The sequence below is a fragment of the Pseudomonas sp. B707 genome (assembly GCF_022496685.1).
Lineage (GTDB): Bacteria > Pseudomonadota > Gammaproteobacteria > Pseudomonadales > Pseudomonadaceae > Aquipseudomonas > Aquipseudomonas paraglycinae.
This window is the reverse complement of the sequence record NZ_WTVE01000026.1, coordinates 224503-249151: the sequence shown is the minus strand read 5'-3', so window position 1 is coordinate 249151 and position 24649 is coordinate 224503. Positions and strand designations below refer to the sequence as shown.

The 24649-nt window shown below is 60.4% G+C and carries 19 protein-coding genes; 5 read left to right on the top strand and 14 right to left on the bottom strand.

All coding sequences use genetic code 11. The features are described 5' to 3' along the window. Positions 1–2 precede the first annotated feature (2 nt). Positions 3–806 (top strand): transglutaminase family protein, encoded by an 804-nt coding sequence (locus tag GQX66_RS16010; RefSeq protein ID WP_085746965.1) that lies wholly within the window; start codon positions 3–5, stop codon positions 804–806. A 50-nt stretch (positions 807–856) separates the two neighbouring features. Here GQX66_RS16010 and GQX66_RS16005 read toward each other — a convergent pair whose 3' ends face one another. From GQX66_RS16005 to hmgA, 4 genes are all read right to left on the bottom strand, one after another. Further along, positions 857–2227: an aromatic acid/H+ symport family MFS transporter gene (locus tag GQX66_RS16005; RefSeq protein ID WP_240869991.1), complete on the bottom strand. Its 1371-nt coding sequence runs from the start codon at positions 2225–2227 to the stop codon at positions 857–859. Positions 2228–2308: 81 nt separating this feature from the next. After that, entirely contained in the window at positions 2309–2947 is a 639-nt protein-coding gene (gene maiA, locus GQX66_RS16000; protein ID WP_102686889.1) for a maleylacetoacetate isomerase, read from the bottom strand. Positions 2948–2959: 12 nt separating this feature from the next. Continuing rightward, positions 2960–4264, bottom strand: coding sequence for a fumarylacetoacetase (gene fahA, locus GQX66_RS15995; protein WP_240869989.1), 1305 nt, complete (start codon positions 4262–4264; stop codon positions 2960–2962). 3 nt (positions 4265–4267) lie between these two features. Beyond that, the gene (gene hmgA / locus GQX66_RS15990; protein WP_085746961.1) at positions 4268–5563 is read right to left on the bottom strand and encodes a homogentisate 1,2-dioxygenase; all 1296 of its coding nucleotides are present in this window, start codon (positions 5561–5563) and stop codon (positions 4268–4270) included. A 163-nt stretch (positions 5564–5726) separates the two neighbouring features. Between hmgA and GQX66_RS15985 the strand changes: the two genes are divergently transcribed. Beyond that, positions 5727–6509 (top strand): IclR family transcriptional regulator, encoded by a 783-nt coding sequence (locus GQX66_RS15985; RefSeq protein WP_085746960.1) that lies wholly within the window; start codon positions 5727–5729, stop codon positions 6507–6509. 12 nt (positions 6510–6521) lie between these two features. Here the strand turns inward: GQX66_RS15985 and GQX66_RS15980 are convergent, their stop codons facing one another. The 4 genes from GQX66_RS15980 to GQX66_RS15965 all read right to left on the bottom strand — a co-directional run bounded on the left by GQX66_RS15980 (position 6522) and on the right by GQX66_RS15965 (position 16003). Then, positions 6522–9971: a DUF6543 domain-containing protein gene (locus GQX66_RS15980; RefSeq protein WP_240869988.1), complete on the bottom strand. Its 3450-nt coding sequence runs from the start codon at positions 9969–9971 to the stop codon at positions 6522–6524. A 161-nt stretch (positions 9972–10132) separates the two neighbouring features. After that, positions 10133–12679, bottom strand: coding sequence for a LuxR C-terminal-related transcriptional regulator (locus GQX66_RS15975; protein ID WP_240869987.1), 2547 nt, complete (start codon positions 12677–12679; stop codon positions 10133–10135). A gap of 139 nt (positions 12680–12818) precedes the next feature. Further along, positions 12819–14186: a DUF1329 domain-containing protein gene (locus tag GQX66_RS15970; protein ID WP_085746957.1), complete on the bottom strand. Its 1368-nt coding sequence runs from the start codon at positions 14184–14186 to the stop codon at positions 12819–12821. 23 nt (positions 14187–14209) lie between these two features. Beyond that, a complete protein-coding gene (locus tag GQX66_RS15965) occupies positions 14210–16003 on the bottom strand; it encodes a DUF1302 domain-containing protein (RefSeq protein WP_085746956.1) in 1794 nt (597 codons plus the stop codon). 709 nt (positions 16004–16712) lie between these two features. Between GQX66_RS15965 and GQX66_RS15960 the strand changes: the two genes are divergently transcribed. Together GQX66_RS15960 and GQX66_RS15955 are read left to right on the top strand one after the other, a co-directional pair. Next, on the top strand, positions 16713–18884 hold the full coding sequence (locus tag GQX66_RS15960) for an S-type pyocin domain-containing protein (RefSeq protein WP_240869985.1): 2172 nt from the start codon (positions 16713–16715) through the stop codon (positions 18882–18884). Then, positions 18881–19141: a hypothetical protein gene (locus GQX66_RS15955; RefSeq protein ID WP_007957240.1), complete on the top strand. Its 261-nt coding sequence runs from the start codon at positions 18881–18883 to the stop codon at positions 19139–19141. The genes GQX66_RS15960 and GQX66_RS15955 overlap by 4 nt, the downstream gene beginning before the upstream one ends. Before the next feature lie 44 nt (positions 19142–19185). Here the strand turns inward: GQX66_RS15955 and GQX66_RS15950 are convergent, their stop codons facing one another. The 5 genes from GQX66_RS15950 to GQX66_RS15930 all read right to left on the bottom strand — a co-directional run bounded on the left by GQX66_RS15950 (position 19186) and on the right by GQX66_RS15930 (position 23129). Further along, entirely contained in the window at positions 19186–20097 is a 912-nt protein-coding gene (locus GQX66_RS15950) for an SDR family oxidoreductase (protein ID WP_011332507.1), read from the bottom strand. 152 nt (positions 20098–20249) lie between these two features. Further along, the gene (locus GQX66_RS15945; RefSeq protein ID WP_102717153.1) at positions 20250–21152 is read right to left on the bottom strand and encodes an alpha/beta hydrolase; all 903 of its coding nucleotides are present in this window, start codon (positions 21150–21152) and stop codon (positions 20250–20252) included. Then, on the bottom strand, positions 21152–21934 hold the full coding sequence (locus GQX66_RS15940; protein WP_085746952.1) for a class II aldolase/adducin family protein: 783 nt from the start codon (positions 21932–21934) through the stop codon (positions 21152–21154). Before GQX66_RS15940 ends, GQX66_RS15945 begins: the two co-directional genes overlap by 1 nt. Before the next feature lie 132 nt (positions 21935–22066). Next, complete coding sequence (locus GQX66_RS15935; RefSeq protein ID WP_085746951.1) at positions 22067–22753, bottom strand: LrgB family protein; 687 nt, start codon at positions 22751–22753, stop codon at positions 22067–22069. Then, positions 22743–23129 carry a CidA/LrgA family protein gene (locus tag GQX66_RS15930; RefSeq protein WP_085746950.1) on the bottom strand — a complete coding sequence of 129 codons (387 nt, stop codon included), beginning with the start codon at positions 23127–23129 and terminating at the stop codon, positions 22743–22745. The genes GQX66_RS15935 and GQX66_RS15930 overlap by 11 nt, the downstream gene beginning before the upstream one ends. Before the next feature lie 95 nt (positions 23130–23224). Here GQX66_RS15930 and GQX66_RS15925 point away from each other — a divergent pair, with 95 nt between their 5' ends. Further along, positions 23225–24112 (top strand): LysR family transcriptional regulator, encoded by an 888-nt coding sequence (locus GQX66_RS15925; RefSeq protein WP_085746949.1) that lies wholly within the window; start codon positions 23225–23227, stop codon positions 24110–24112. Here GQX66_RS15925 and GQX66_RS15920 read toward each other — a convergent pair. Continuing rightward, positions 24102–24557 carry a flavodoxin gene (locus tag GQX66_RS15920; protein ID WP_102717155.1) on the bottom strand — a complete coding sequence of 152 codons (456 nt, stop codon included), beginning with the start codon at positions 24555–24557 and terminating at the stop codon, positions 24102–24104. The two genes, GQX66_RS15925 and GQX66_RS15920, sit on opposite strands and share 11 nt — an antisense overlap. Positions 24558–24649 lie beyond the last annotated feature (92 nt).

Sequence of the window (24649 nt, the reverse complement as noted above, 5' to 3'; positions counted from 1 at the left end):
AGATGAGTCCGCGCCAACGTTTCTTCGAGTGTCTGCACCGTTCACCGCCCGCGCTGTTCGAAGCCGCGTTGTGGATGGCCGCCGAACACGACAAACAAGCCGATCCCGAAGCGCTGTTGCAGGAATTCAAGGAACTGCAGCAGCGGGTCAGCTATGGCTTGCCGTTGCTGCCGGTCAGCGAGCTGGCGCAACCGCTGCTGCGGCGCATGACCGATCTGGGATTTGCCCAGGATGATTTCGTACCGCTGCGTCCGCAGGCCGCAATGGTGCACAAAGTCATGCAGACCAAACGCGGCCAGCCGCTGGCGCTGGCATTGATCGCCCTGGAACTGGCTCGTGGCCTGGAGATTCCGCTGGTGGGCGTGAACTTCCCCGGGCATTTCCTGCTGAAGGTTCCCGGGGCCGATCACCTGCTCGATCCGTGCGGCGGACGGCGCCTGTATCCGAACGACTGCCGCGAACTGCTGCACCGCCAGTACGGCCATCAGATGAAACTCAACGCCGACCACCTGCTGACTGCCGAACCGATGCAGATGCTTCAGCGTCTGTCACGCAACCTGCGCCAGCTGCACCTGACCCACGACGACTTCATCGCGGCGCTGATCGATGCCGAGCGCGTGCTCGAACTGGGCAACGCCAGCGCCGCCGACTATCTGGCCCGGGCCAGTCTGTACCAGCGCCTCGATTGCCCGAACGCCGAGCGTTTCGATCTGGAGCACGCGCTATTGCTCAGTGACGACCCGATTCAGCGACTTCGCCTGACGGAACGGCTGGGGCATCTGCCACCGAACTCAGTCGTCCACTGATCCCTTGTGGGAGCGAGCTTGCTCGCGAATCAGGCGACACGGTCGATCAGTCAAACCGCGTTATCGTTCTTCGCGAGCAAGCTCGCTCCCACAGGAATTTGCGCAAGCTGCGAAGGCGAACGCACCTGAATGATCAGCAACGCCGCAATCACCGCCGGAATCGCGCAGAAGAAGAAAATCTGCTCCACCGGAATGTGCATCGCCAACAACAGGCTGCCGAACAGCGGCCCGAGAATCGAGCCGAACCGCCCTACTCCCAATGCCCAGCCGGTGCCGGTGGCGCGCACGTGCGCCGGATAGAAATTGCTGGCGAACGCGTTGAGCGTCAGTTGCCCGCCGATGATGCAAAACCCCGCCGCAAACACACAGGCCACCAGATAACGCGGATTGTCGTGATTCAGCCCCAGCAGGATCGTGCACACCGCCGCGCCAGCCAATACGCCGGACAACAGTCGTACTTTGCTTTTCAAACGGTCGGCGAACCACGCCATGCAAATTGCGCCGAGCGTGCCGGCGAACAGGAACATCGACGTCACCAGGTTCGCTTCATTGAGTTTCAAGCCACTTTCCAGCAGCAGTGACGGCAGCCAGCTGATCATGAAATACAGCAGGATCAGGCTGACGAAAAACGTCGCCCAGATCAGCAAGGTCGGGCGTGCGTAACCGTTGCGGAACAACTCCACCACGGTCAGTTTGCTGCCCTGCTCGCGTTCGTTCTGCTCGACCGATGCGGCCGGTGGCTGCCAGTCCGGCAGCATCCGCGCGGTGACCTTGCGCAGGCGTGCGTAGGGCGGCGCGTCACGCAGCAGTCGTGGCAAGGATTCCGGCAGCATCCACCAGAGAAACGGAAACAGCAGCAACGGCGTGACACCGCCGGCGAGGAACACTGCCTGCCAACCGAAACGGTCGATGAAACCGGCCGCGACAAAACCACCCGCCGCACCGCCGAATGAAAAGCCGCACGCCGCCAGCGTGACCATCAACGTGCGCAGGCGAGGCGGTGAATATTCCGACATCAACGCCATGGCGCTGGGCATCGCGCCGCCCATGCCGATGCCGCAGATGAAGCGCGCGATCATCAGGGTATTCAGGGAATCGGCGAACACCATCAGGACGGTGAGACTGGCGTAGATCAGCACGCAGGCGAGCAGAATCCGTCGAACGCCGAAGCGGTCGGCCAGCGGCGTCACGGCGAGAGAGCCGAGGGTCAGACCCAGCAAGTTGGCGCTGAACACCGGGCCGAACGCGGATTTTTCCAGACCCCAGTCCTGCGCCAGCGCCGGCACCACGTAACCGAGCACCTGGGCGTCATAGCCGTCGGTGACCAGCAGCAAGGCAAGAAGAATCAGGAGTAACCACTGAAAGCGGGACACAGGACGGGCGTCGAGTGCCGCCCGGAAGCTGGCAATCTGGTTGTGCATCGCAAGGTACCTGTTTTGTTTTTATGATTTTTTGCGGGTAACCGGAATGGCTCCCGTGCGCTGCACGGGAGCCATCAAACGCTACTTCGGGGTGTCCGGCTGATTCGCCGGATGCGCCGCAATGAACGCCGGATGCTCAGCGGCCAACGCGGCCACCCGACGAATCCGTGGAAACGCCTCCAGCGAAACGTTGAACCGCTCGGCCGCGTACAGCTGTGGAATCAGGTACACGTCCGCCACGCACGGCCACTCGCCGAAACAGAAGCCGCTGTCGCCGATCAACTGCTCCACCGTCGCCAGCCCCTGACTGATCCAGTGGCCGATCCACTCGTTCACCTGCGGCTCGTCATGCCCCAGACCGCGCAGGCGATTGAGCACGCTGACGTTGTGCAACGGATGCACATCGCAGCCGATCACCGCCGCGACGCCGCGCACCTGGGCGCGGGCAACAAGGTCTTCGGGCAGCAACGGCACCTGTGGATAACGTTCTTCCAGATACTCGATGATCGCCGGTGACTGAATCAGCAACTTGCCTTCGTCAGTACGCAGCGCCGGCACCCGGCCCTGGGGATTGATCGCCAGGTACACCGGTTGCCGATGCTCGCCACCGGGCGGTGCGATCAGGTTGACCGGCAACGCCTGGTAGTCGAGGCCCTTGAGTGCCAACGCGATCCGCACCCGGTACGACGAGGTGGAACGGTAATAGGTGTAGAGGTCCATGAGCCGCTCCTGTCAGCGCGCCGCCAGCACGGTGCCACGGCATTCGCCGAAGCCGATCGAGGCAAAACCTTCGCGGGCGCAGCGGGCGCGCAGGATGATTTCGTCGCCGTCTTCAAGGAACTTGCGCACTTCACCGGACGCCAGTTCGATCGGCTTTTTACCGCCCTCGGTGATTTCCAGCAGGCTGCCGAACTGACCGCTTTCCGGCCCGGACAAGGTGCCCGAACCGAACAAGTCACCGGCCTGCAGCTGGCAGCCGTTGACGCTGTGGTGCGCAACCATTTGCGCGACAGTCCAGTACATGTAGCGGGTGTTGCTCAGGGTCAGGCGATGGGCCGGCAGGTTCTGTTCGCGCATTTTCTCGGTGAGCAGCAGCACTTCCAGCTCGATGTCGAAACCACCACCCTCCTGATCACCTTTGTCGAGCAGGTACGGCAGCGGCTGCGGATCACCTTGCGGACGCGCCGGTTGCGCAGTGCGGAATGGCGCCAGCGCTTCGGCAGTCACCACCCATGGCGAAACACTGGTGATGAAGCTCTTGGACAGAAACGGACCGAGCGGCTGGTATTCCCAGGCCTGGATGTCACGGGCCGACCAGTCGTTGAGCAGGCAGAAACCGGCGATGTGTTCAGCGGCGTCACCGATGGCGATCGGCTCGCCCATCTCGTTGCCCTGACCGATCCAGATCCCCAGTTCCAGCTCATAGTCCAGCCGTGCGCACGGGCCGAAGGTCGGCTCGGTCGCGCCGGCCGGCAGGGTCTGGCCTTTCGGGCGGCGCACGTCGGCACCGGAGGCGCGCACGGTAGACGCACGACCGTGGTAGCCGATCGGCACGTGTTTGTAGTTCGGCAGCAGCGGGTTGTCCGGACGGAACAGTTTGCCGACGTTCTGCGCGTGTTCGATGCCGACGTAGAAGTCGGTGTAGTCGCTGATGCGCGCCGGCAGGTGCAGCTGGCAATCGGCAGCCAGCGGCAGCAGTTTCACGCCCTGGGCTTCAATGTTGCCGCGATGAGTGCTGCCCTCGCTGAGCAGTTCCAGCAGACGTTCGCGCAAGGCAACGCGGGCGTCGCGGCCGAGTTCGAAGAACGCGTTCAACTGACCGCCGTGCATGGCTTCGACGGCACTGCGCGCGACGCCGTCGAACAGACCGGCCTCCAGCGCCACTTGCAGATCGAAGATGTGTTCGCCAATCGCCACGCCCGCGCGCGGTGCCGAGCCGTCGATGCTGAACACGCCCAGCGGCAGGTTCTGCAGCGGGAATTCGGTGTGATCGTTGGCCGAAGCGACCCAACTGCGGGTGATGGAATTCTGAGTCATGGGTTATCTCCGGGTCGGGTCGAACGTGGCGGGCAGCGTGGCCCAGCAGGCGTCGTAAGTGGATTGCAGTTGCGGGCAGTCGAGGGCGAAGCGGCTTGGGCGCAGCACCTGGCTGGTCTCGAACATGAAGGCCATGGTGTTGTCGATCTTGGCCGGCTTGAGGTCCGCGTTGATGGCTTTGGTGCAGGTCTCGCCGTCCGGGCCGTGGGCGCTCATGCAGCTGTGCAGGGACGCGCCGCCGGGCAGGAAGCCTTCGGCTTTGGCGTCGTACTCGCCCTGGATCAGGCCCATGAATTCGTTCATCAGGTTGCGGTGGAACCACGGCGGACGGAAGGTGTTCTCGGCCACCATCCAGCGCGGCGGGAAGATCACGAAGTCGAGGTTGGCCAGGCCGTGGACGCTGGTCGGCGAGGTCAGCACGGTGAAGATCGACGGATCCGGGTGATCGAAACTGACGGTGCCGATGGTGTTGAAGCGGCGCAGGTCATATTTGTACGGCACGTTGTTGCCGTGCCAGGCGACCACGTTCAGCGGCGAGTGATTGAGTTCGGTGCCCCACAACTGGCCGAGGAACTTCTGCACCAGGGTGGTCGGTTGTTGCAGGTTTTCGTAGGCGGCCACCGGGGTCAGGAAGTCCCGCGGATTAGCCAGGCCGTTACTGCCGATCGGCCCCAGATCCGGCAGACGCAATGGCGCGCCATGGTTCTCGGCGACGTAGCCGCGCGCTTGCGGATCTAGCAGTTCGACGCGGAATTTCAGGCCCCGTGGCAACACGGCGATTTCCAGCGGCGCCACTTCCAGTACACCCAGTTCGGTGGCGATGCGCAGGCGCCCGAGTTGCGGCACCAGCAGCAGCTCGCCGTCGGCGTTGAAGAAAACGCGCTCCATCGAACGGTTGGCGCAGTAGTGATAGATGCTGATGCCGGCCGGTTTTTCGGCGGCGGAGTTGGCCGCCATGCTCACCAGACCGTCGATGAAATCTGTCGGTTCGGCCGGGATCTCCAGCGGGTTCCAGCGCAGGCGATTGGGGGTCACTTCACCCAATGGTCCGCCCGCCAGTTGCCGCTCCAGTTTGACGAATGCCGGGTGATTGGCCGACGGCTGGATCCGGTACATCCAGGTGCGCCGCGCTTCACTACGGGTCATGGTGAACGCGGTGCCGGAGAACAGTTCGGTGTACAGACCGTAAGGGGCTTTCTGCGGGGAGTTCTGGCCGACGGGCAGTGCGCCGGGCAACGCTTCGGAGCTGAATTCATTGCCGAAACCGGACTGGTAAGCCAGGGCTGAATCGAGGTTCATGGAGCCTCCTGAACAGGGAGTCGGCATGGCCGGACGCTCTGGATCGGAGGTCTTGGCACGCCGGGGTTATTTTTATCGCAATTCAATTACGCATAACGTAATTTGCTCGCTATCCAGCGTCAAGCTATAAAGACGCCCATTCGTTCCGGGACACGGCAGCACCATGGAAAAAACCAGCGACAGCAACGGCAAACAGAAAGTCCGCTCCGCCGAAGTCGGCACCGACATCCTCAAGGCCCTGGCCGAGTTGTCGCCGTCCACTTCGCTGTCGCGTCTGGCCGAACATGTGCAGATGCCCGCGAGCAAGGTTCACCGTTATCTGCAGGCCTTGATTGCCAGCGGTTTCGCAGAACAGAACACTGCCACCAACCACTACGGTCTCGGCCGTGAAGCGCTGCGCGTGGGCCTCGCTGCTCTGAACAGTATGGACGTGCTGAAAGTCGCCGCTCTGCCGCTGGCCGAGTTGCGCGACGAACTCAACGAAACCTGTTTCCTGGCGGTGTGGGGCAATCAGGGCGCGACCGTGGTGCACATCGAACCGGCGGTGCGCGCGGTGACGGTGGTGACGCAATTGGGCTCGGTATTACCGCTGCTCAGTTCCTCCACCGGTCTGGTGTTCGGCGCTTATCTGCCGCACCGGGAAACCGACGAATTGCGCGAACAGGAAATCGCCAGCGGCGGCCATCCGCTGGCAGACGAAAAAGCCTATGCGGCGTTGTGCGAGCAGATCCGCGAACGCGGTCTGCATCATGTCCACGGCTTGCTGATGCCCGGCGTCGATGCCCTGTCGGCACCGGTGTTCAACGCCCTCGGGCAGGTCGCGGCGGTGTTGACCATCGTCGGCCCGACCTCGCTTTTCCACGCCGACGAAAACGGCCCGGCGGCGCAGCGGTTATTGGCTGCGACGCGGGCCGTGAGCTGGCGGATGGGTTATCAGCCAGATTGATGAGGCAAGGGGTCAGCCGATGATTCGGGTTTTACTGTCCGCGATCACATAGGGAGAAGCCACGGCGGTGACATAACCAATGCCCACTGGCACCCCGGTCGCGGTCGATACGATCTCGGAAATATCCTTGACTCGCGACAGCAGCCCCACCGCCGAAACAGATCCGCCAACGCCAGCCACAATCCCCACATACAGGAGAATGGAGCTTCTCCAGGCCGAGGCGAGATGGTTCTTGCCGGCTTCGTCATCCCCCAGGCTGTAGGCAACGATGCCCTGGACGATCGACCGTGTGATGCGCACGATGCTGTTCACCAATCCCACCGGCGGGACAAACAGCGAGACGATATCCACCGCAAGCTCGGTGATCACCATGACCGTGTTCCAGAAACGCTCGGCAGGTGTGGTGGTTTGATAGTCAACGTCGCTGAGCACACGGGAAATCATGCTGTCGAATTCGAACTTGAAATGGGTCACGACAGAACTGTTGTTCAACGCCGGGGTTGGGAGAGCGCCTGACGCGTTCTGGCAGCGAATGACAAAGTTCTGTACGACACTCCTGTGTTCGAGCCTGGTCAGTGCAATAACGTGATTTCCCAGGTCGGCGTCCTTGAGCCCCAGTGTCAAGGACTCCAGCGGACGGAAACTCATGCCATCCGGAGCCTTCGGAATATAGACCAGCAGCTGCAGTTTCCCTGCCACCCGGCGTCCAAACGTATAAGCGCCCTCGATGCGTCGCCCTTCAAGAACCAGCGTGTAGATACCGTCCTGCGGGGTAGTACCCGGCTTGAACGGATCCAGTTCATGAGGACGGTCATGATCGAGCCCGTCGACCAGTCCCGCCAGCCAGTTGAACTGTTCGGCGGACAAAGAGCCCTGCATCTTCTGGGTCAATGCCGCCCTGAGCATTTCGTTCTGCTTGAGCTTGCAGAACAGTTTCGCCTTGAGATCCAGCGACGCGCCGTTGGCGAAACGGTCGACCAGATGCCACTCATACATCATGCCCGGCCGCAAACCGATCAACGATTTGACGACCGTCGCATTCAGACCGCCCAGTGAAGAACCCTCCCTGGAGACGAATGCCACCTGATCATCGTCTGGCCAAAGCTGCCATTGAATGAAGAGATGGGTGAGCGTCATCCAGTCCTGCCCTTTCACCTTGACATCAACGCGATCAGGATCGATCAACGGATGGTTCGGGTCAGAACGACGCAGATGGCTGTTCAACCGTTCCATCACCTGGTCTCGTGAAAAAGAAACCAACGTGGGGATATTAAGCTCCTCTTTCGAGAGTTCGTAGAGCGCCCTGAAATCCGTGTTCAATCGGGTAAGCATCTCGCGATCGCGCGCCGCCGCACTCCTGTACCAGGCAGGAGTAGCCACCTGTTCCTCGGCAATTTCCCAATCGATGATTTCATGAATGGCCCCCATCAGCGGCCCGTCTTCGTGCCCCCGGTTCCACTCCACCAGGGTGACACCGCCCCACCACCATGGCTGAAACACAGGGCCCGGTTCGTCATAAGAGAGCTCGTCTTTCACGAAAGCTGCGCGGTCCTTGCTGAAAGCCTGACCGGTCAGGAATTCACGATCACGTGGCTCGAATCCCCAAGAGATGAACTGGCGCTTCAACCCCGTCAGATCGGAGAATTCGTACCACTGCTGCCCGGTCGGGGCACCCGGCGCATACAGCACATGTAATTGACGGTCTGGCGCAGCTCCCCTTGCACGAAACGCAATCATGTCCCTGAACGGCCTGTAGCGCTGACGAAACGCGACGCCAAACGCTTCGACTCCCGGGTCGCCATACAGATACCGCTGCACCATGTTCTGTGCTTGCGGGCCGATGTGTTTTTGCAGGACGGCGGCGAAGTGGCTGAGCGCAATTTCCTGCCCCAGGACTTCGCGCATGGCTTCGCGGATCCGCGCCTGTGCGAATCGCTGATTGCGCTCACTGGCATATTGCACACGCAGATCAAACTGGCGGATGGCGAGTTCGATACTGGAAGCCGTCAGTCGCGGATTGTTGTGAAAGGCTTCGAGCTTGATCGTGTAGGGAGCCGCCGTGTCATGCACGCCGTACATGAACAACTGCGTCAGGGTTTTACGCTCGACATGTTCGATACGCCGAGTGCCCATGCGCAACGAATGTTGCACTGTCACCCAGACAGTATCAGGGTCCACTCGCCGGGTATCGCCCGCGCTGATGTGGGTTTCGACAGCACCGCGCACGTAGTCCTGAAAAGAAGATACCCCTTCCATGGCCTCATGCAGGCACACCTGCCCCCTGAGCAGTTCCTTTTCCAGAGAGGCGAACATTTCCTGATGGTTGGCGGTGGCATCCTTCAACCATTGCGGCCGGGCGTTTCGGTTCATCAGGGCCAGTAGTCTGGCGACCCGCCCCCGGGCAGCGTCGATGACCGCCTGCTGCTGAAGGGCGCTCTCGACCGAACGCACGAGAGCAGGCCGATCCCCGCCCGGCGCCTGTAACCGGCGAAGATGGTAAGCAACGTCGCGTTGTTGTTTTTCAAGAAGCTGGGCGGTGAGGGTCTGGAAGATTTCGCCTTGAATGTTCAGGTAACGGATATCCGGAACGCTGCCGACCTGCTCGGCATCTTCCTGTGAAATGCTCCTGAGCAGTTGTGCCCGGGTTTCTGCATTGCCCAGGCGTTGCTGCAACGCTTGATGCATCAAGGCGGCGGTGCGGAACGTTTCCAGGCCGTTCACGGAGGTGTAGAGCACTACCCATTCGTCATCGTCCAGAACCAGTTCGGGGATAGAGCGCCCCGTGAGGTAGGTGACAAAGCAGCCGGCCAGCGTTGCGAATCGACCATTTTCCAGTTGCAGTGAAAGACTGTAGGCCGGAGTCAAAGATGTGCCCTTGATAAAAACGGCATAGCTTTCCTCTACCTCCGGCCGAACGCCTTGCATCTGCACCGTCGCACCCAATTCCTGCCAGAACAGCGCTGCATGGACATCCTGCAGCTGACGCCGGCGCGAAGCCAGCTCGCGCCCCTTGTCGTCCTTCCCCGAAGAAGCAGCCCAGTATTGCGCCAGCAAAGGTGTGTATTTCTGCGCCAGCGCCCCCAGCACATTACCGATCAACGAACCGACGGCGACCACATCCAGCCCGTGAATCCGGTCCTCTTCATCCGTGGAGTCAGGCCAATCGAAGACGCCGTACAGACTGGCGTCATAGACGGGCGCATTACCGGACATCAGGCACTGCATGAACACGTCCATCAACAACCCGGTCGGTTGCGGATTCACAATCCCTGGACGCTGGGCGGTAATGTACGTTTTGCTGATATAGATATCCGGCGATAACTGTTGAAGTTCCTTTAACACCAGATCCTGTAAAAGCGATTTGAACGACGGTAGTGCACCCAGTAAACCTTCCAGGTCGTCCCTGTGCTGATTGATTTTATTCAGATGCTTTTCCGCCGAGAAACTTTCCACTGCGCTCATGATAAAACTCCGTTATTACACGTATTAACAGGACGACAAAACATCGCCCAAGCTGTACAAACAACTTAACCGGAGTAAAACCAACAAAAACACCCACTATCCTTTGCAAGACATTTAAAGGATCAAACTTAAAAAAAACCAACACACTGATTAAATGACGATTAACAACATAAACCCAGCATTCTAGCGCGCGCCACGGCATGCGTACGGCGTTCGACGCCCAACTTTGCATGAATCCGCCGGACATGAGTTTTAACGGTATGCAACGAGATGAACAACTTGTCCGCTATTTGTTTATTGGAACTTCCCGCCGCAATCAACCCCAACACTTGCGACTCTCTCAAACTTAATGAATTTTCACTCTCGCCACTTTCAGAAAACTGATGTCCGGATAATGATTCAGATCGAATAACCGTCGCGGCATCATCGAACTTCATGACCAGGCACTGCAAGTTGAACTGGCAGGCCAGCATGCGGCCCTTGTCGAAATACTGCCGGGCAGATTCCCGATCATTGAGAATTGATGCCACCTCGCTCATTGCCAGCAGCAACTCGGTTTCCAGAACAATCATCCGGCAAGACCGAGCCTGCTCGAGCAGAGACTGCAATCGCAGCACGGGCTGCTGCGTCTGCCCCAAACGGGTCTCGGCCAGAATCAGCAAACACTCGATACGCGGAATCAGTTCCAGCGTTGCCGGCGGCGCCTGCCGTGCCCGCGGGCCACGATAATGCCTGAGCACTCGACTCAACGCTTCGCGAGCCAGTTCTGGCCGCCCTTGTTGCAGCCAGAATTCACTGCTGAGCTGCAGCAGAACGCCGCGATAGACCGTGTCCGGAATCTGCCGCTGCTGCATGAGCCGCTCGGCATCACGCAGACGCATGAACGCCTGCGGGTAATCGCCCTGATCGGCGGCCAGTTGCGCCTGCCCCAAAAAGCCATAAAGCACCCGCTTGTCAAAGCTGCACAGGCAATCGTCGAGCCCTTGTTGAAAGAATCCGGCGGCCCGATCCTGCTGTCCCATGCTCAGCGCCAACCGCCCGCGACGCAGGGCAATACGGCCCAGCAACGGCGTCGGCCGCTCGACAGACAAGCCGAGCATGTCGCAAAGATTGGCCAGCAATTCTTCGGCACGAGCCGACGCGCCCCGTTGCTCCAGCAGTTGGGCGTGATCCAGTTCCAGCAACGCTTCGAACAGCAATGAACCCTCAGCCCGGGCCAGGCACAGCGCTTCACGATTGATCGAATGAGCCAGCTCCAGATCACCGCACAGCAACGCCTGCTGAGTGCGGCCCGACAGGCACAAAAGACGCGCCGCCCAGGCCTGCGGCGAAAGATCGTTCAAGGCCTGCTCGAAATGCTCGCGCGCCTCGTCCATGTGCCCCTGCAAATGCAACAGCCAGCCTTGCTGAGCCTGCCAGCGGGCGATCAATTGCCGTTGCTGACCCGCCGACGGCGGCGGTAGAAAACGCGACAGTTGCCCGATGCAATCCGCCGCCTGGGCAAAACGTCCGGCGAACAGCAGCGCTGCCGTGATCAGCCCGACCAGTTGCGCCGAACCCAGCAGCAACTCCTCGCCGCGCTGCTCGTAGAGACGCAGTAGCAACACAACAGTCTGCTCCTCGAACAGGTGCTCGAAGCTGAAGTGTTGGAGCAGGCTCACCGCGACCTCGTACTCTTCGGCCAGCAACGCCTGTTCGAAGGCGCATTTCCAATGCTGCCCGGCAGCAAACCATTGGCAGGCCCTGCGATGCCAGGAACGTCCGGCCGACCAGGGTTCGTCGCGCATCAGACGCGACAGCGGAGCGCACACCTGCAACCAGTCCGGCGATCCTTGCCAGGGTTCGATAAAACACCCGAGCGTTTGCAGCGTGCGCATCCACTGCGCCCCTTCGCCGGCACCGAACAGGTGATCGCACAGACTGGCGTTGAACCGCGGCAAATGCGCCAACACCCGCCAGGCCTCTGCCAGTTCCGGGCTCAAACCACTGAACAGTTCGTGTTGCAGATAGTCCAGCAAGGTGTCCATGCGTTGCTGCGGCAAGGTCTTTTGCGACCAGTCGCATTTTTGCATCAACAGGATCCGCACCCCGGCGCACCACCCACCGCTGCGCTGGAGGATTCGCCCGGCTACGTCGTCGGCCTGGGCTGGCGGAAGGTGCCGCAACAGTTGCGCGATCTCGCCACGACTCAACGCCAGCGCCGCGCGTTCGCATTCGTACAAGGCATCATCGAGCAGCAGGCGAGGCCAGTTGCATTGCGGGCGCCGACGGGTGCCGATCCACCAGGTGACGGCAGGGCTGGCAAGCGCCAGCAGGCGGTCGAGGAGCGCATCCAGCGCCGGATTTTCAACACGGCAGTAATCGTCGAGAAACACCCAGACCGGCGAGGACCGGCGCGCCAGTTCATTTAGCAACGACGACTCATCCGCCGCTGCCAGCCCCAATGCCTGCGCCAGTCGCTCGCAAAATGCCGCGACACTTATCGACATGCCCGCCAGCGGCAGCCAGCACACCGTGCATTCAACGGGCGCCTGCAACAGGCATTCGGTGAACAGCGTGCTCTTGCCACTGCCGGCCGGTGCGCAGATCAGCCGGACCCGTGCCGAAGACTCCAGCAATGATGCAGTCAGACGTGGACGTGGAAGATGATGAGCAGAGAGTCTGGGCAAGAATCCCGGACGATCCGGAGCGTAAGTCATGGCGGTCATCGGGTACGCCTTTTTATCGTTGTACGCTCACCCTAGCCCTCTCCCCGGCGCTTGTTGACGAGTATTCAGTACGCTGATTGGCGCCCATAAAAAAGGCGACCGTATGGTCGCCTTTTGCCTTGCCAATGTATCGAAACCCTTACCTCACGCCCTCGGCGCGCAGGGCCGATGGGGTGTAGTCGGCGGCCTTGGCTTCGAAGCCGAATTCGAAGCTGTGCTTCTCTTCGTTCTTCATCCCCAGGGCAATGTAGCGGCCGGCGATGATGTCGTAGAGCGCTTCGAGGGTGTAGGCCTGGGCCTGGTGATCGTAGTAGTACTGCGCGTGTCCCTCGGCCACTCGCCACAGCTGCCCGCGACCGTCGTAGTGATCGGCCAGCGCCACCTGCCAGCTGTCCTCGTCGATGTACATGTGGCGCTTGGCGTAGATGTGCCGTTCGTTCGGTTTCACCGTGCCGACCACTTCCCAGACCCGGTGCAGTTCATAGCGGGTCAGGTCCTGATTGATGTGCCCCGCCTTGACGATGTCGTCGTATTTGAGACTCGGCGAGTCGAGCTTGTAGCTGTTGTACGGAATGTACATTTCTTTCTTGCCGATCAGTTTCCAGTCGTAGCGGTCCGGCGCGCCGGAAAACATGTCGAAGTTGTCCGAGGTGCGCAGGCCGTCGGCAGCGGTGCCCGGCCCGTCATAGGCGACCTGCGGCGCACGCCGCACCCGGCGCTGCCCGGCGTTGTAGATCCATGCCAGGCGAGGTTCCTTCACCTGATCGAGGGTCTCGTGCACCAGCAGCACGTTACCGGCCAGACGCGCCGGCGCTGTCACCGACTGTTTGAAGAAAGTCAGAACGTTGGCGGCTTTTTCCGGATCGAGATCCTTCATCAGTTGCGGCACGGCGATCTCTTCTTCAAAGCGGATCGGCGTGTAGCTGCCATTGGTTTGCGGGGTCACCTGCGTGATGATCCGCCGCAGGTTGCCGCCGTGATAACGGGTGATGTGGTTCCACAACACCTCGACGCCATTTTTGGGAATGGGGAACGCGTAGTAGCGGTTACCGGTGAAATTGGCCAGTCCGTTGCCGTCGTTGATGCTGGTGACGTTCAGCGCGCTGCGTTTGGCCGATTCGTAGATTTCCGGCGGCACGGCCACGGTGCGATGGGTCGGGTAGACCGGGATCTTGTACGTCTCGGGGTAGCGCTTGAACATCGCCACCTGGCCGTCGGACAGTTTGTCCTTGTACTTGTCGACGTTGGCGGCGGTGATGGTGAACAGCGGTTTTTCACTGGCGAACGGGTCAGCCAGAAAGCCCTTGCCGTCGACCGCACCGGCGTTTTTCGGGATACCGCCGGTCCAGGCCGGAATCGAGCCGTCGGCGTTGCCGGCCTTCTCGGCGCCCAGCGGCGTCAGGCTGGTGCCAAGCTTGTTGGCTTCGTCCGGCGACACCGCCGCGATCACGTTGGCGGCCAGCAGGCTCAGGGCCAGGACACCGCATTGCAGAATCATCTTGCGCATTGCATTCATCCTTCTCGGGCAGATCAGAAGTTCACACCGAAGCTCAGGGCCACGAAGTCACGGTCTTCGAGGGTGTTGTAGTCACCGCCGAAAAAATCGGTGTAACTCAGGCTCGCGGTATAGGTGTTGCGGTAGTCGGCATCGACCCCGACGCTGACGGCCTTGGCGCCTTCGTTGAACAGACCGTTGGGGCCATAACCGGCGACGTCGTGGGACCAGGACAGGTTGGGCTTGAGGTTGATCCCGCCGATCACGTTGGCGTAATCGAGGATCGCCCGGGCGCGATACCCCCAGGAGGTGGAGGTGACGAAACCGTCGGTGTCACCGCCGAAACCGTACTGGCCGTAGACCGAGTCACGGCCGTAACGCAGTTTGCTGCGCGACTCCAGGCCACCGACCCGCACCACCGCCGCTTCGCCGACCAGGGTCAGACGCTGAGCGCCCCAGACCTGATCGAAAAAGTGCGTCAGCGTGCTCTGGATCTGGGTCACTTCCTTGCGTCGGTAGCCCTTGTTGTCAGCACCCGGCGAGGTAACCAGCGGCGACGCGGCACCGCCGGCAATCGGATTGAGCAGCGCAAGGGTCAGGTCATTGGTGTTGACCTGCACCGGCGCGTTGGGGCGGTAGCTGATCTCGCCGGTCCAGGCGGTGCCGGTCGGCAGCGTGGTAGAGAAACTCGCGCCATACAAGCGGATGTCTTCCGGGTATTCGAGGTAGTACTGACCACGCCCGAGCATCACGCTTTGCGCCAGTCCCGATCCACTGCCGGGCGCCAGCCGGTTGGCGATCCCGACCATGCCCGGCAAGGCCGCGAGGGTCGACAGGCCGGCGGTGCTGGTGCCAACCGTCGGCGTGCGGCTGTGATAGTTCATGAAGTAGAGGCCGTACTCGGTGTCATCGCCGAGCCAGCGCAACGCCGTGCCCCATTGCCCGGAATCCCGCGCATCGCGGTCGCCGCCACGGGGCACGATCACGCCTTCGCGGGTCACCTGGATCGGCTGGCCAAAGGCTGCCGCCAGCGGCGCCAACGGGGCGATCGCCGGGCTGCCGACGGTGTAACCGTTGTTGCAACCGTCCGCCGCCACGTCGACACCGAAGAAGGTGCCGCAGTTGTCGAGGACGGTCTGATCCCATTCCAGTTGATAGAAGCCTTCGACCGTCAGTTGGTCGGTGAGCCCCTGAGAGGCGAACAGCATGTTCACCGGAATCAGCCCTTCCTTGATCTCCGCACCTGGCCGGCGAAACGCCGAGACGTCGATCGGGTTGATGCTGTTGATCGAGTTGCCGATGAAGGTACTTTCGCCCCAGCTCACTACTTGCTTACCGGCACGCACGGTGCCCGGCAGGTCGGCGATGGAGTAGTTGTGATAGACGAACGCATCGAGAATCTGCGCGCCGGAAGACTTCGCGCCTTCTTTGCGACCCTTGTCACTGATCTGTTTGAACTCGCGGTCTTCGTCCTTGAGTTCGAAGTCGTACCAGTACTTGCCGCGCACGAACACACCGGTGTCGCCGTACTTCAGTTCGAGGTCGTGGATGCCTTTGAAGATCTTGGAAAAGGTCTCGCCCTTCTTGAAGTTCAAACGCCCGTCATCACCGGTGGAAGACTGGCCGGTCCCGCCGTTGACAGTCCCCACCAGCGACTTGTCGGCATCGCGCATGCCCCAGCTCGCACCGACCGACAGCGACGAATCGAAGGTGCCTTCGATTTCCCCGATATTGAAAGCGACCGCGTGCGCCTGGGCACAGCAACCCAAGGCCACCGCAGCGGCAAGCGCGTGCGGTGTGAAGATGGCGCGCATTGTTGTTTTTGTCATGCGTCTTCCCCGGTGAGTGACAGAAGGCCCCACCCTACTGCCGCCACGCGGGGACGATAAGCGCACCAAGGAGGTATTCACACTGTCGCTCAAAAGGATGAATCCCCGCCTGCGACAAGGGTTTGCGCCCGCCATGAACAGGCTGGATGGATCACTATCAACGCAACGGATAATGACGACCCTGGTGCGCGCCACTGTTACATGCCCCGTAACAGTGCATGTCCGGAATCGCTATTTTTCCCTGAGGCGCCAGCCCTTATTCTGAGCCGGCTTTCACGGCAGACCGCCAGTAAGCACGAAGTCCACGACCGAGTCGTTGGCAATGATTTCTGATCGATCGAAGCGTTTTTCGATCCATCGCCCCGGTGTTCACTGACGTTGATTTGTAGCTCCTTGATCCAACGTCTTACCTTGGCCGCTGCGTTTGCAGCGGCCTTTTTTATGCCTGCTGAAAAGCCGAACGCCCTATCTTTCGAACAACTTCGAAAACAATGTCGGACATTTCCTCTTGCACCAAAGAAATATGACCTGAACGTTGAAAACCCAGGAACCCTCTTTCAAAACGAAACACCATTACTTACGGAGCTCTCGGATTTTGTAACCAGAGTTTTGTTGTAACTTGAAGCACCTCAAACATTCGCTGGCGACACAGGCGCCGCTTTCAACGGCACCATTTTGCCAGTGAGCCAACACGCACATTCAAAAGGATATGAATATGCAGAAACCTCCACCCTTTGTATTAACAGAGGCTGTCCATACGACAGCAATTGCACCGCCAAACATTCCCATCATTCGCGGGACATCCCCTGTTCTGCCCCATAGCGGCACGTTTGGCATCCCACATAACGTTGTAGCCAGTTCGCGGGAGTTCACTGCTGCCAAACTAAAGATTGAACAGGACTTTCAATCTCAGAACCAACAACTGGTGCAATCGATTGAGCAGGAACTCGCCGCAACACGTCTGGAAGGCAATACCCATCCGCTTCCTCCCGCGCAAGCAATCACTCGAGAGCTAGGAGTACGCCACACACTTATTGCTAGAAAGACCGCTCAACTTCATCAAAAAAATATTCTTGTTAACCACTTTTTTGGGGAGACGCCACTCAATAAGGACTTCCATGTTTTTTATCGACAAGCGCAGAACATGGATAGCAACGTCAGGCCTCGTGGTCTTGCCATGCAGGCTTGGGCGACCTCGTACAGAGCCGCCCACGAAGCGATGTTGCTGACGCAATCCATCGCCATACTTAACCAGCAACAGGTCGGAGTACAAAAATGGCTGGCCGCCGTGCAGGCCAATGATCAAGAGCGAATAGCGGCTGAACAGCAAGCGCAAAGAGCGGCGGCCGAACTGGCGCGCATCAATGAACAGGCACGACTCGCAGCACTGGCAGAAACTGCGCGTCGGCAAAAAGAACAGCAGGAAATTCAGGCGCGTGAACAGGCGCGCGTTGCAGCGCTGCTCGAGGCGCAAAGGCTGGCGGATGAGCTGGCACAAATCGCCGCCGCAGCCGCTGCGCGACAAGTCGCCGCCGAGCAGGCACGCCTGCAAGCGCAAGCCGAAGTTCAGCGCCGCGAAGAGGAACGCCGGCAACTGGCTGAAAAAACACGTCGGGAAAAGCAGCAGAAAGCGCTGAGAAAAGCACAAAAGAAACAGCGAAAAAAAGCACGCAAGATCGCCAGGGAGCAGGCGCAACGGCAAGCCGAAAACGCCAAAACCGGACAACCTCCGCTCTTTGCCAATGCGGGTTCGATGGCCGCTTTGGGTCCCACCTTTACCGGCCCGCTCGGCGTTTTTGGCAACAACCTGGCCACGACTCTGGCGCTCAGAACTTCGCTGCAAACGGCGGTTTCTTTGGCGCTGGCTGCCATCTCCACTGCTGCCGCACCGGTGATCGTCGGGTTCGCGGCGTTGCTCGCCCCTTCAAAACTAGGGAACAGCGACCTGTATTCGGCCAGCGTTCCCTTGTCAGACCTCGCACCGGATCTGAATGAAGATCTTCATCACGTGGCGGCCGTCGGGGGAACAGTCGATCTGCCGGTCAGGCTGGGCTCGTCGACGATCGGCGACAAAGTCGAATTCGTCGTAGTCACGACGGACGGAGTGACAGTCCCCGCCCCTGTTCCCGTGAGAGCCGCTCGCTTCGACGCCAGTAAAAACGTCTACGTTTCCACCGCCAGCGACACCAACGGCCCCACGCTGACCTGGACGCCGTTGGTACAGCCACAAGATACCTCGACCCACCTGCCGCTGGCCGATAACGATCCTCCGGTCTACGACGGTGCTGAAGTTGTTCCAGACGAGGGACGGATCGATCCGTTTCCCGAGCTGGATCGGTATGGGTTTGGCGGGTTTATCACGGTCTTTCCAACTGAGTCCGGATTGTCGCCGTTGTATGTGGTTTTCAGCAGTCCCTATGAGGGAGGCGTTGAAGGTGGCGAGCACAGTGGCCGCGCGTTTAACCCCGAGGAAACAGGTGGACCAATTCTTGACTTGGAATGGTCCCCTGTAACTGCAACATCAGAAGGAGCAAGCACTGTGCGACTACACATCTCAAGATTTCCTGAATCGGCCGCCAATAAGGTAATGATTGATCGCCTGGAAAAAATCATCAGCGGAGAGCTTGAGATAACGGATACAGACAAGCGCTTCTACACTCATGAGTTGAGAGAGCTAGAAAGATTCAGAGCCTTGGGATATGGGGATAACGAACGACCTGATCCGAACTCTCCTGTGTGGAACAATGTTCACACAGCAACGCTGGAAGACTTCAAACTCAAAGACGATGCTTCGCTGCTGTACACACCTGAAGCGCTGGCCGCCGACGCAGAACAAGTGGAACTCGAATACCAAAGGTTGTTGAAGGAGATGTGGAAATGAATACTGTCGAACAAATCGTAAAAAACGAGTCCCTTGATGACATCGTTGCAGTGTTCGCGTTGATCAAAGCAAATCCACATCTGGACAGGATGATCAGACTCTATAACCGTGACATCCTCAAAGAGTATGGCGCACTCGAAAACGCCTACTCCCGCCTCTTCGCCGCCGGGGTACTTGCTCTCGGAGAGCACGGCCTGGCGATCAAAGGCCCGAACTGGTCCCCACCAAAATTCATGATCGAAAACAGATACACCTGATCGGCAAATCGGCCACCAGGCTCTCACCTAGTGGCCACTTCAGGTTACAACGAATACTTCTGCAGATTCCCCATCATTTCCTTCAGCGCTTCGATGTTGTCCTTCGGATGCGCCGCGCCTTCGAAATCACAGATCTGCTGCCAGTGCGCCGCGACGTCTTCCGGGGAAAACCCGACGCGAGGATCGAACCCGGCACCCAGGCTGCGCTCCCAGCGCACCTTGCCCATCCAGCCGCCGCCGACTTCGAACAGGCCGGAAGTTTCCTGGCATTGTTCGCTGGCCAGGTACACCACCAGCGGGCTGACCAGCTCCGGTTTGAGTTGTTCGAACACTTGCGGCGGGATCAGGCCTTCGGTCATGCGCGTGCCGCCGGTGGGGGCGATGGCGTTGACCAGGATGTTGTTCTTGCGACCTTCGATGGCCAGGGTACGGGTCAGGCCGTAGAGACCGAGTTTGGCCATGCCGTAATTGGACTGGCCGAAGTTTCCGTAGATGCCCGAGGTCGATGCGGTGAAGATCACTCGCCCATAATTTTGCTCACGCAGGTGCGGCCATGCGGCACGTGTCACTTTGTAGGCGCCTTCGACGTGGACGCGGTAGACCAGATCCCAGTCGGCGTCTTCCATTTTGTGGAAGGTCTTGTCACGCAGGATCCCGGCGTTGTTGACCACCACATCGACACGGCCGAACACATCGAGCGCGTTCTGCACCAGTTTGTCGCCGTCGGTGACCGAGTCATGGTTGGCTTCGGCGATGCCGCCGGCCTCGCGGATTTCCGCTACCACGCGATCAGCGGCCGAAGCGTTGGCACCTTCGCCCTGGGTTGAACCGCCGAGGTCGTTGACCAGCACTTTGGCGCCCTGTTTGGCGAACAGCAAAGCGTGAGCGCGTCCCAGGCCACCACCGGCTCCGGTGACGATCACGACTTTATCTTCGAAACGCACAGACTCATTCATCGGGGCAACTCCAGCAGACCTGAGGGACAGTGTCCCCGAGTGTCAGGCACGACGCGTTCGGTCACAACGAACACGGCTGGGGCTGAATGGTGCGCGATAAGGCTGGGGGATGATGAAAACGTGCCGAGGCGCCCGGCGCCTGCGGCACGAACTCAGGAACACGCCACCTTGCGCGGCGGCAACACGAAGTGATCGCGAAATTCGAGGTAGTGCTTGAGCACCTGCACCGGCGCTTCGGTTTGCGGGTAGTGGCCGATGCCCGGCAACAGCACGGTGTCCGCGTCGGGAATCAGCTCGCGATAACGCTCGACCATGTGCGCGCCGGAAATCGGATCGACCTCGCCATCGATCACCCGCAACGGCACCTCGCCGCGCTGCATCGCTGCGACCCAGCGATCACGCTGGACCCTGCGCTCGGGAATGTAGTGGATCAGCTTGTGCATGACTCGCGGCCCGCGATTGCATTCGATCAGGCTCCAGAAATCATCCATCTCGCTTTCGCTGGGCCGGGTGTCCGGGCCGAAGATCTGCCGGAAACTTTTTACCAGCGCATCGCGGGTAAACGCCCGGCCGATCATCCAGCCCAACGGGCTAAGCAACAGTTTTTGCGTCAGCAGCGGCCGATGGGTTTCCGGGAACAGACCGCCGTTGAGGAACACGCAACTGGCGACCTCGATCAGGTCTTCGTAATGCCGGGCCAGCAGTTCCTGGGCAACGCTGTCGCCGTAGTCGTGGGCCAGAATGTGCACCGATTGTTCGACCTGCAGATGCGCCAGCAAAGCCTGTTGCAGATCGGCCTGCTCCAGCAGGCTGTAAGTGTGATTCAGGGGTTTGGCCGAGTCGCCGAAGCCGAGCATGTCGCAGGCAATCACCCGGTAGCGCTGGGACAGCGGTTGCCACAGGTAATGCCAATCCCAACTGGCCGTCGGAAAGCCATGGATCAGCAGCAGCGGTTCGCCCTGCCCGGCCGTCCAGTAGCGGATCGGCTGACCATGGAAGACAAAAGTCTGGCTGCGTTTGCGCCAGGCACTCAGAGGGATCTCGGCGAGAGGCATTAGAGTTTATACCCCGGGTCTTGTTTATCGAGTTTGCGCAGCAGCGCCGGCCAGGCCAGCGCGCCACCCATGCCTTGAGCACTTTTGGTGACGCCGGCGATCATCGCCTTGGCGCCTGCCAGAATCTGCGGTTCGATGGCGATCAGTTCGGCACCGCCGGTCTGCGCCATGACCTGAATGTCGCAGGCGCGCTGGAAGGTGAACATCATCAGGAACGTGTCGGCGATGGTGCCGCCACAGGTCAGCAGACCATGGTTGTGCAGCATCAGGAAATTGCAGTCACCGAGATCCGCCTGCAACCGCGCTTTCTCTTCATGGTTCAGGGCCACACCTTCATAGGCATGAAAGGCCAGGCTCGACAGCACGAACAGCGATTGCTGACTGATCGGCAACACGCCCTGCTTCTGCGCCGACACCGCGACACCGGAAGCGGTGTGGGTGTGCAGCACGCAGGCCACGTCGTGCCGCACTTCGTGCACGGCGCTGTGGATCGTGTAACCGGCGGGATTGATCTCGTAAGGGCTGTCCATGAGTTTGTTGCCGGCCTGGTCGACCTTCACCAGACTCGAGGCGGTGATCTCATGGAACATCAGGCCGAACGGGTTGATCAGGAAATCTTCGGTGCCGGGCACCTTGGCGGAAATGTGGGTGAAGATCAGATCGTCCCAGCCATGCAGCGCAACCAGACGATAACAGGCGGCCAGATCGACCCGGGTCTGCCATTCCGCGGCACTGACCTGGTCTTTGACGTTCACGGACGAAGGGACGGGGGCTACGCTCACTGTATGCACCTCTGCGTTCTTATTGTTTTTGCGTGTGTCAGCAGTCTAGTCAGCCATGGACGGCCGCGTAGTTGCATTGGCAGCCAGCTTGATGACTGAACGAGTCAGCCACGCAAACAGCTTGGATCCATGTCAAAGCAACGACGCCAACAAAGGCGCGGCGAACAGATTGAGCAACCCCGTCAGCACCATCACCAACCCCGCCACCGAACCTTCCTCGCCGCCCACTTCATGGGCCCGGCTGACCCCGGCACCGTGCGCACCGACGCCGAACAATGCCCCGCGCGCCAGGGCGCTGCGCAGCGGCAGCCACTTGAGCAGCACACCGCCGAGCATGGCACCGAACACTCCGGTGAACATCACGAACACCGCTGTCAGCTCCGGCACGCCACCCAGGTCCTGCGCCAGCGGCATGGCGAACGGTGTGGTGATCGAACGCGGCACCAGCGACAGCGTCACCGAACTGTCCAGCGCCAGCGCTTTCGCGAGGCCGAACGAAGTGCCGATCGACGCGGCGCTGCCGGCCAGCATGCCCAACAGCAACGCCGACCAATGCCGCACCAGCAGGCGTCGCTGTTGCCAGATCGGCACCGCAAACGCCACGGTGACCGGCCCGAGCACCAGCATCAGCCAATGGGTGTTACTCGAATATTCGGCGTAAGCGGTGTGCAGCGGCACGGCAAGCGCCAGCAGCAACGCAGGGACCAAAATCAGGGGCGACAGCAAGTAGCGCCCGGTCCGGCGATACAGCCAGCGACTGAACAGATAAGCCAGCAACGTGAATGCCAGCCAGAACATCGGCATCAGCTCAAGCTTCATGGGACCGCCTCAGGCGCACGGCCAGCTCCACGGTGAACGCGGTCACCAGCATCACCATCAGCGTACTGGCGGCGATCACCAGCAGAATCCGCCAGCCGTCATCGCGCAGCAATGCGCCGTAATCCAGCAGGCTCATCAGCGCCGGAATGAAGAACAGCAGCATCTCCGCCATCAACAAGCCTGCGCCCATTTGCAGCGCCGCCGGTTTGACCCAGCCAAGCGCAAAGCCCAGCAGCAACAGGGCCATGCCGATCACGCCGCCGGGAATCGGCCAGGCCAGCCACGCTGCGATCTGGCAGCCGAGCAGGTAGAGAGCGAGCAGCACGGCCAGTTCGGACAGCAGGCGGGAGAAGTATTTAACGGTCGAGGCTTTCATCGGTGGGCTCCTTTCAGGTGCCTATTTTACGAACCCGACTGCCATCTCCGAAGCGAATTGTTAGACTCAAAGCCATTCCAATATGGAATCAGGCCATGGAATTCAAACAGCTCAAAAGCTTCGTCGAAGTGATGCACCAAGGCGGCTTCACCCAAGCCGCGAAGACCCTGCACATCAGTCAGTCCGCCGTGAGCAAGCAGATCGCCCAGCTCGAACAGAGTCTCGGCACCCCATTGCTCGAACGGCTGGGTTCGCAAATACGCCTGACCGCCGCCGGCAGCGTGGTGCTGCAACGGGCAGAAGGCATGCTGCGGTTGCGCAATGAATTGCTCAGCGAACTGGATGATCTCAGCCATCTGGCACGCGGCGAGCTACGTCTCGGGCTGCCATTGCTCGGTAGCGATGCATTGTTTGCCGGGCTGTTCGCCGAATACCGACGGCGTTACCCGAACATCAGCGTGCAGTTGCTTGAAGGCGGCAGTCGCAATATCGAACAGGCGGTGCTCAGCGGGGAGCTGGAGTTGGGCGGCAGCCTGCTGCCGAAAGATCCGCAGTTCGACTTTCAGCCGTTCTGCGATGAACCGCTCGATGCGCTGCTACCGGTGGATCACCCACTGGCTACAAAAGGTGAAATCGGTCTGGAGGAACTGGCCGATACGCCGTTCCTGCTGTATCAGCGCAGTTTCGTGCTCAACGATCGTTTGCTTCAGGCGTGCCAGCAGATGGGCTTCACGCCGAAGGAAGGCGGGCGCAGCGGGCAGGCAGATTTTCTCGCGGCGCTGGTCGCCGCCGGGCAAGGCGTGGTGTTGCTGCCCAGCGTGGTGGCGCGCGGACTGGTGCGGCCAGGCGTGGTTCGCCTGACCTTGAACGCGCCGGATTACTTGCGCTGGGACATCGCTTTCATCTGGCGCCGGGGCGCCTATCTGTCGAAGGCTGCACAGGCCTGGCTGGCGCTGTTGCGTGAACGCGGGATCAGCCCTTGAGCGTGGCGATCAACTGTTCCAGCCAAGGCTCGGCGTCGGTTTCCGGGGTAACGCTTTCGCTGGCGTCGATGCGCAGCATGTCCTGTACTTCGCGCACACCCAGTTCGCCGAACAACTCGCGCAATTGCTCGCCGCCGCCGCAGAACGTGTCGCCGTAACTGGCGTCACCCAAGGCGATCACCGCGCCAGGCAAACCACGCCAGGCCGCCGGCAATTGGTCGCGAATCGCCGAATACAACGGTTGCAGGTTGTCCGGCAGCTCACCCATGCCGGTGGTCGAAGTCACGCCGAGCAAGGCTTCAGGGCCAAACGCCTGGAGATCGGCGAGGCTGGCGCGGGCGTTGTAGAAGGTTTCAAAACCGGCGGCGTTCAACAGGTTCTGAGCGTGGCGAGCGACTTCTTCGGCCGTGCCGTACACGGAGCCGGAGAGGATGGCGACTTTCATCAATCTGATCCTGAAACTGAAAAAAAGAGCGGCGATAGTAACAGCCAGCGGCGCTCTGTTGCGATTGGCTCTCGATAAGCGCTGATGGCCAG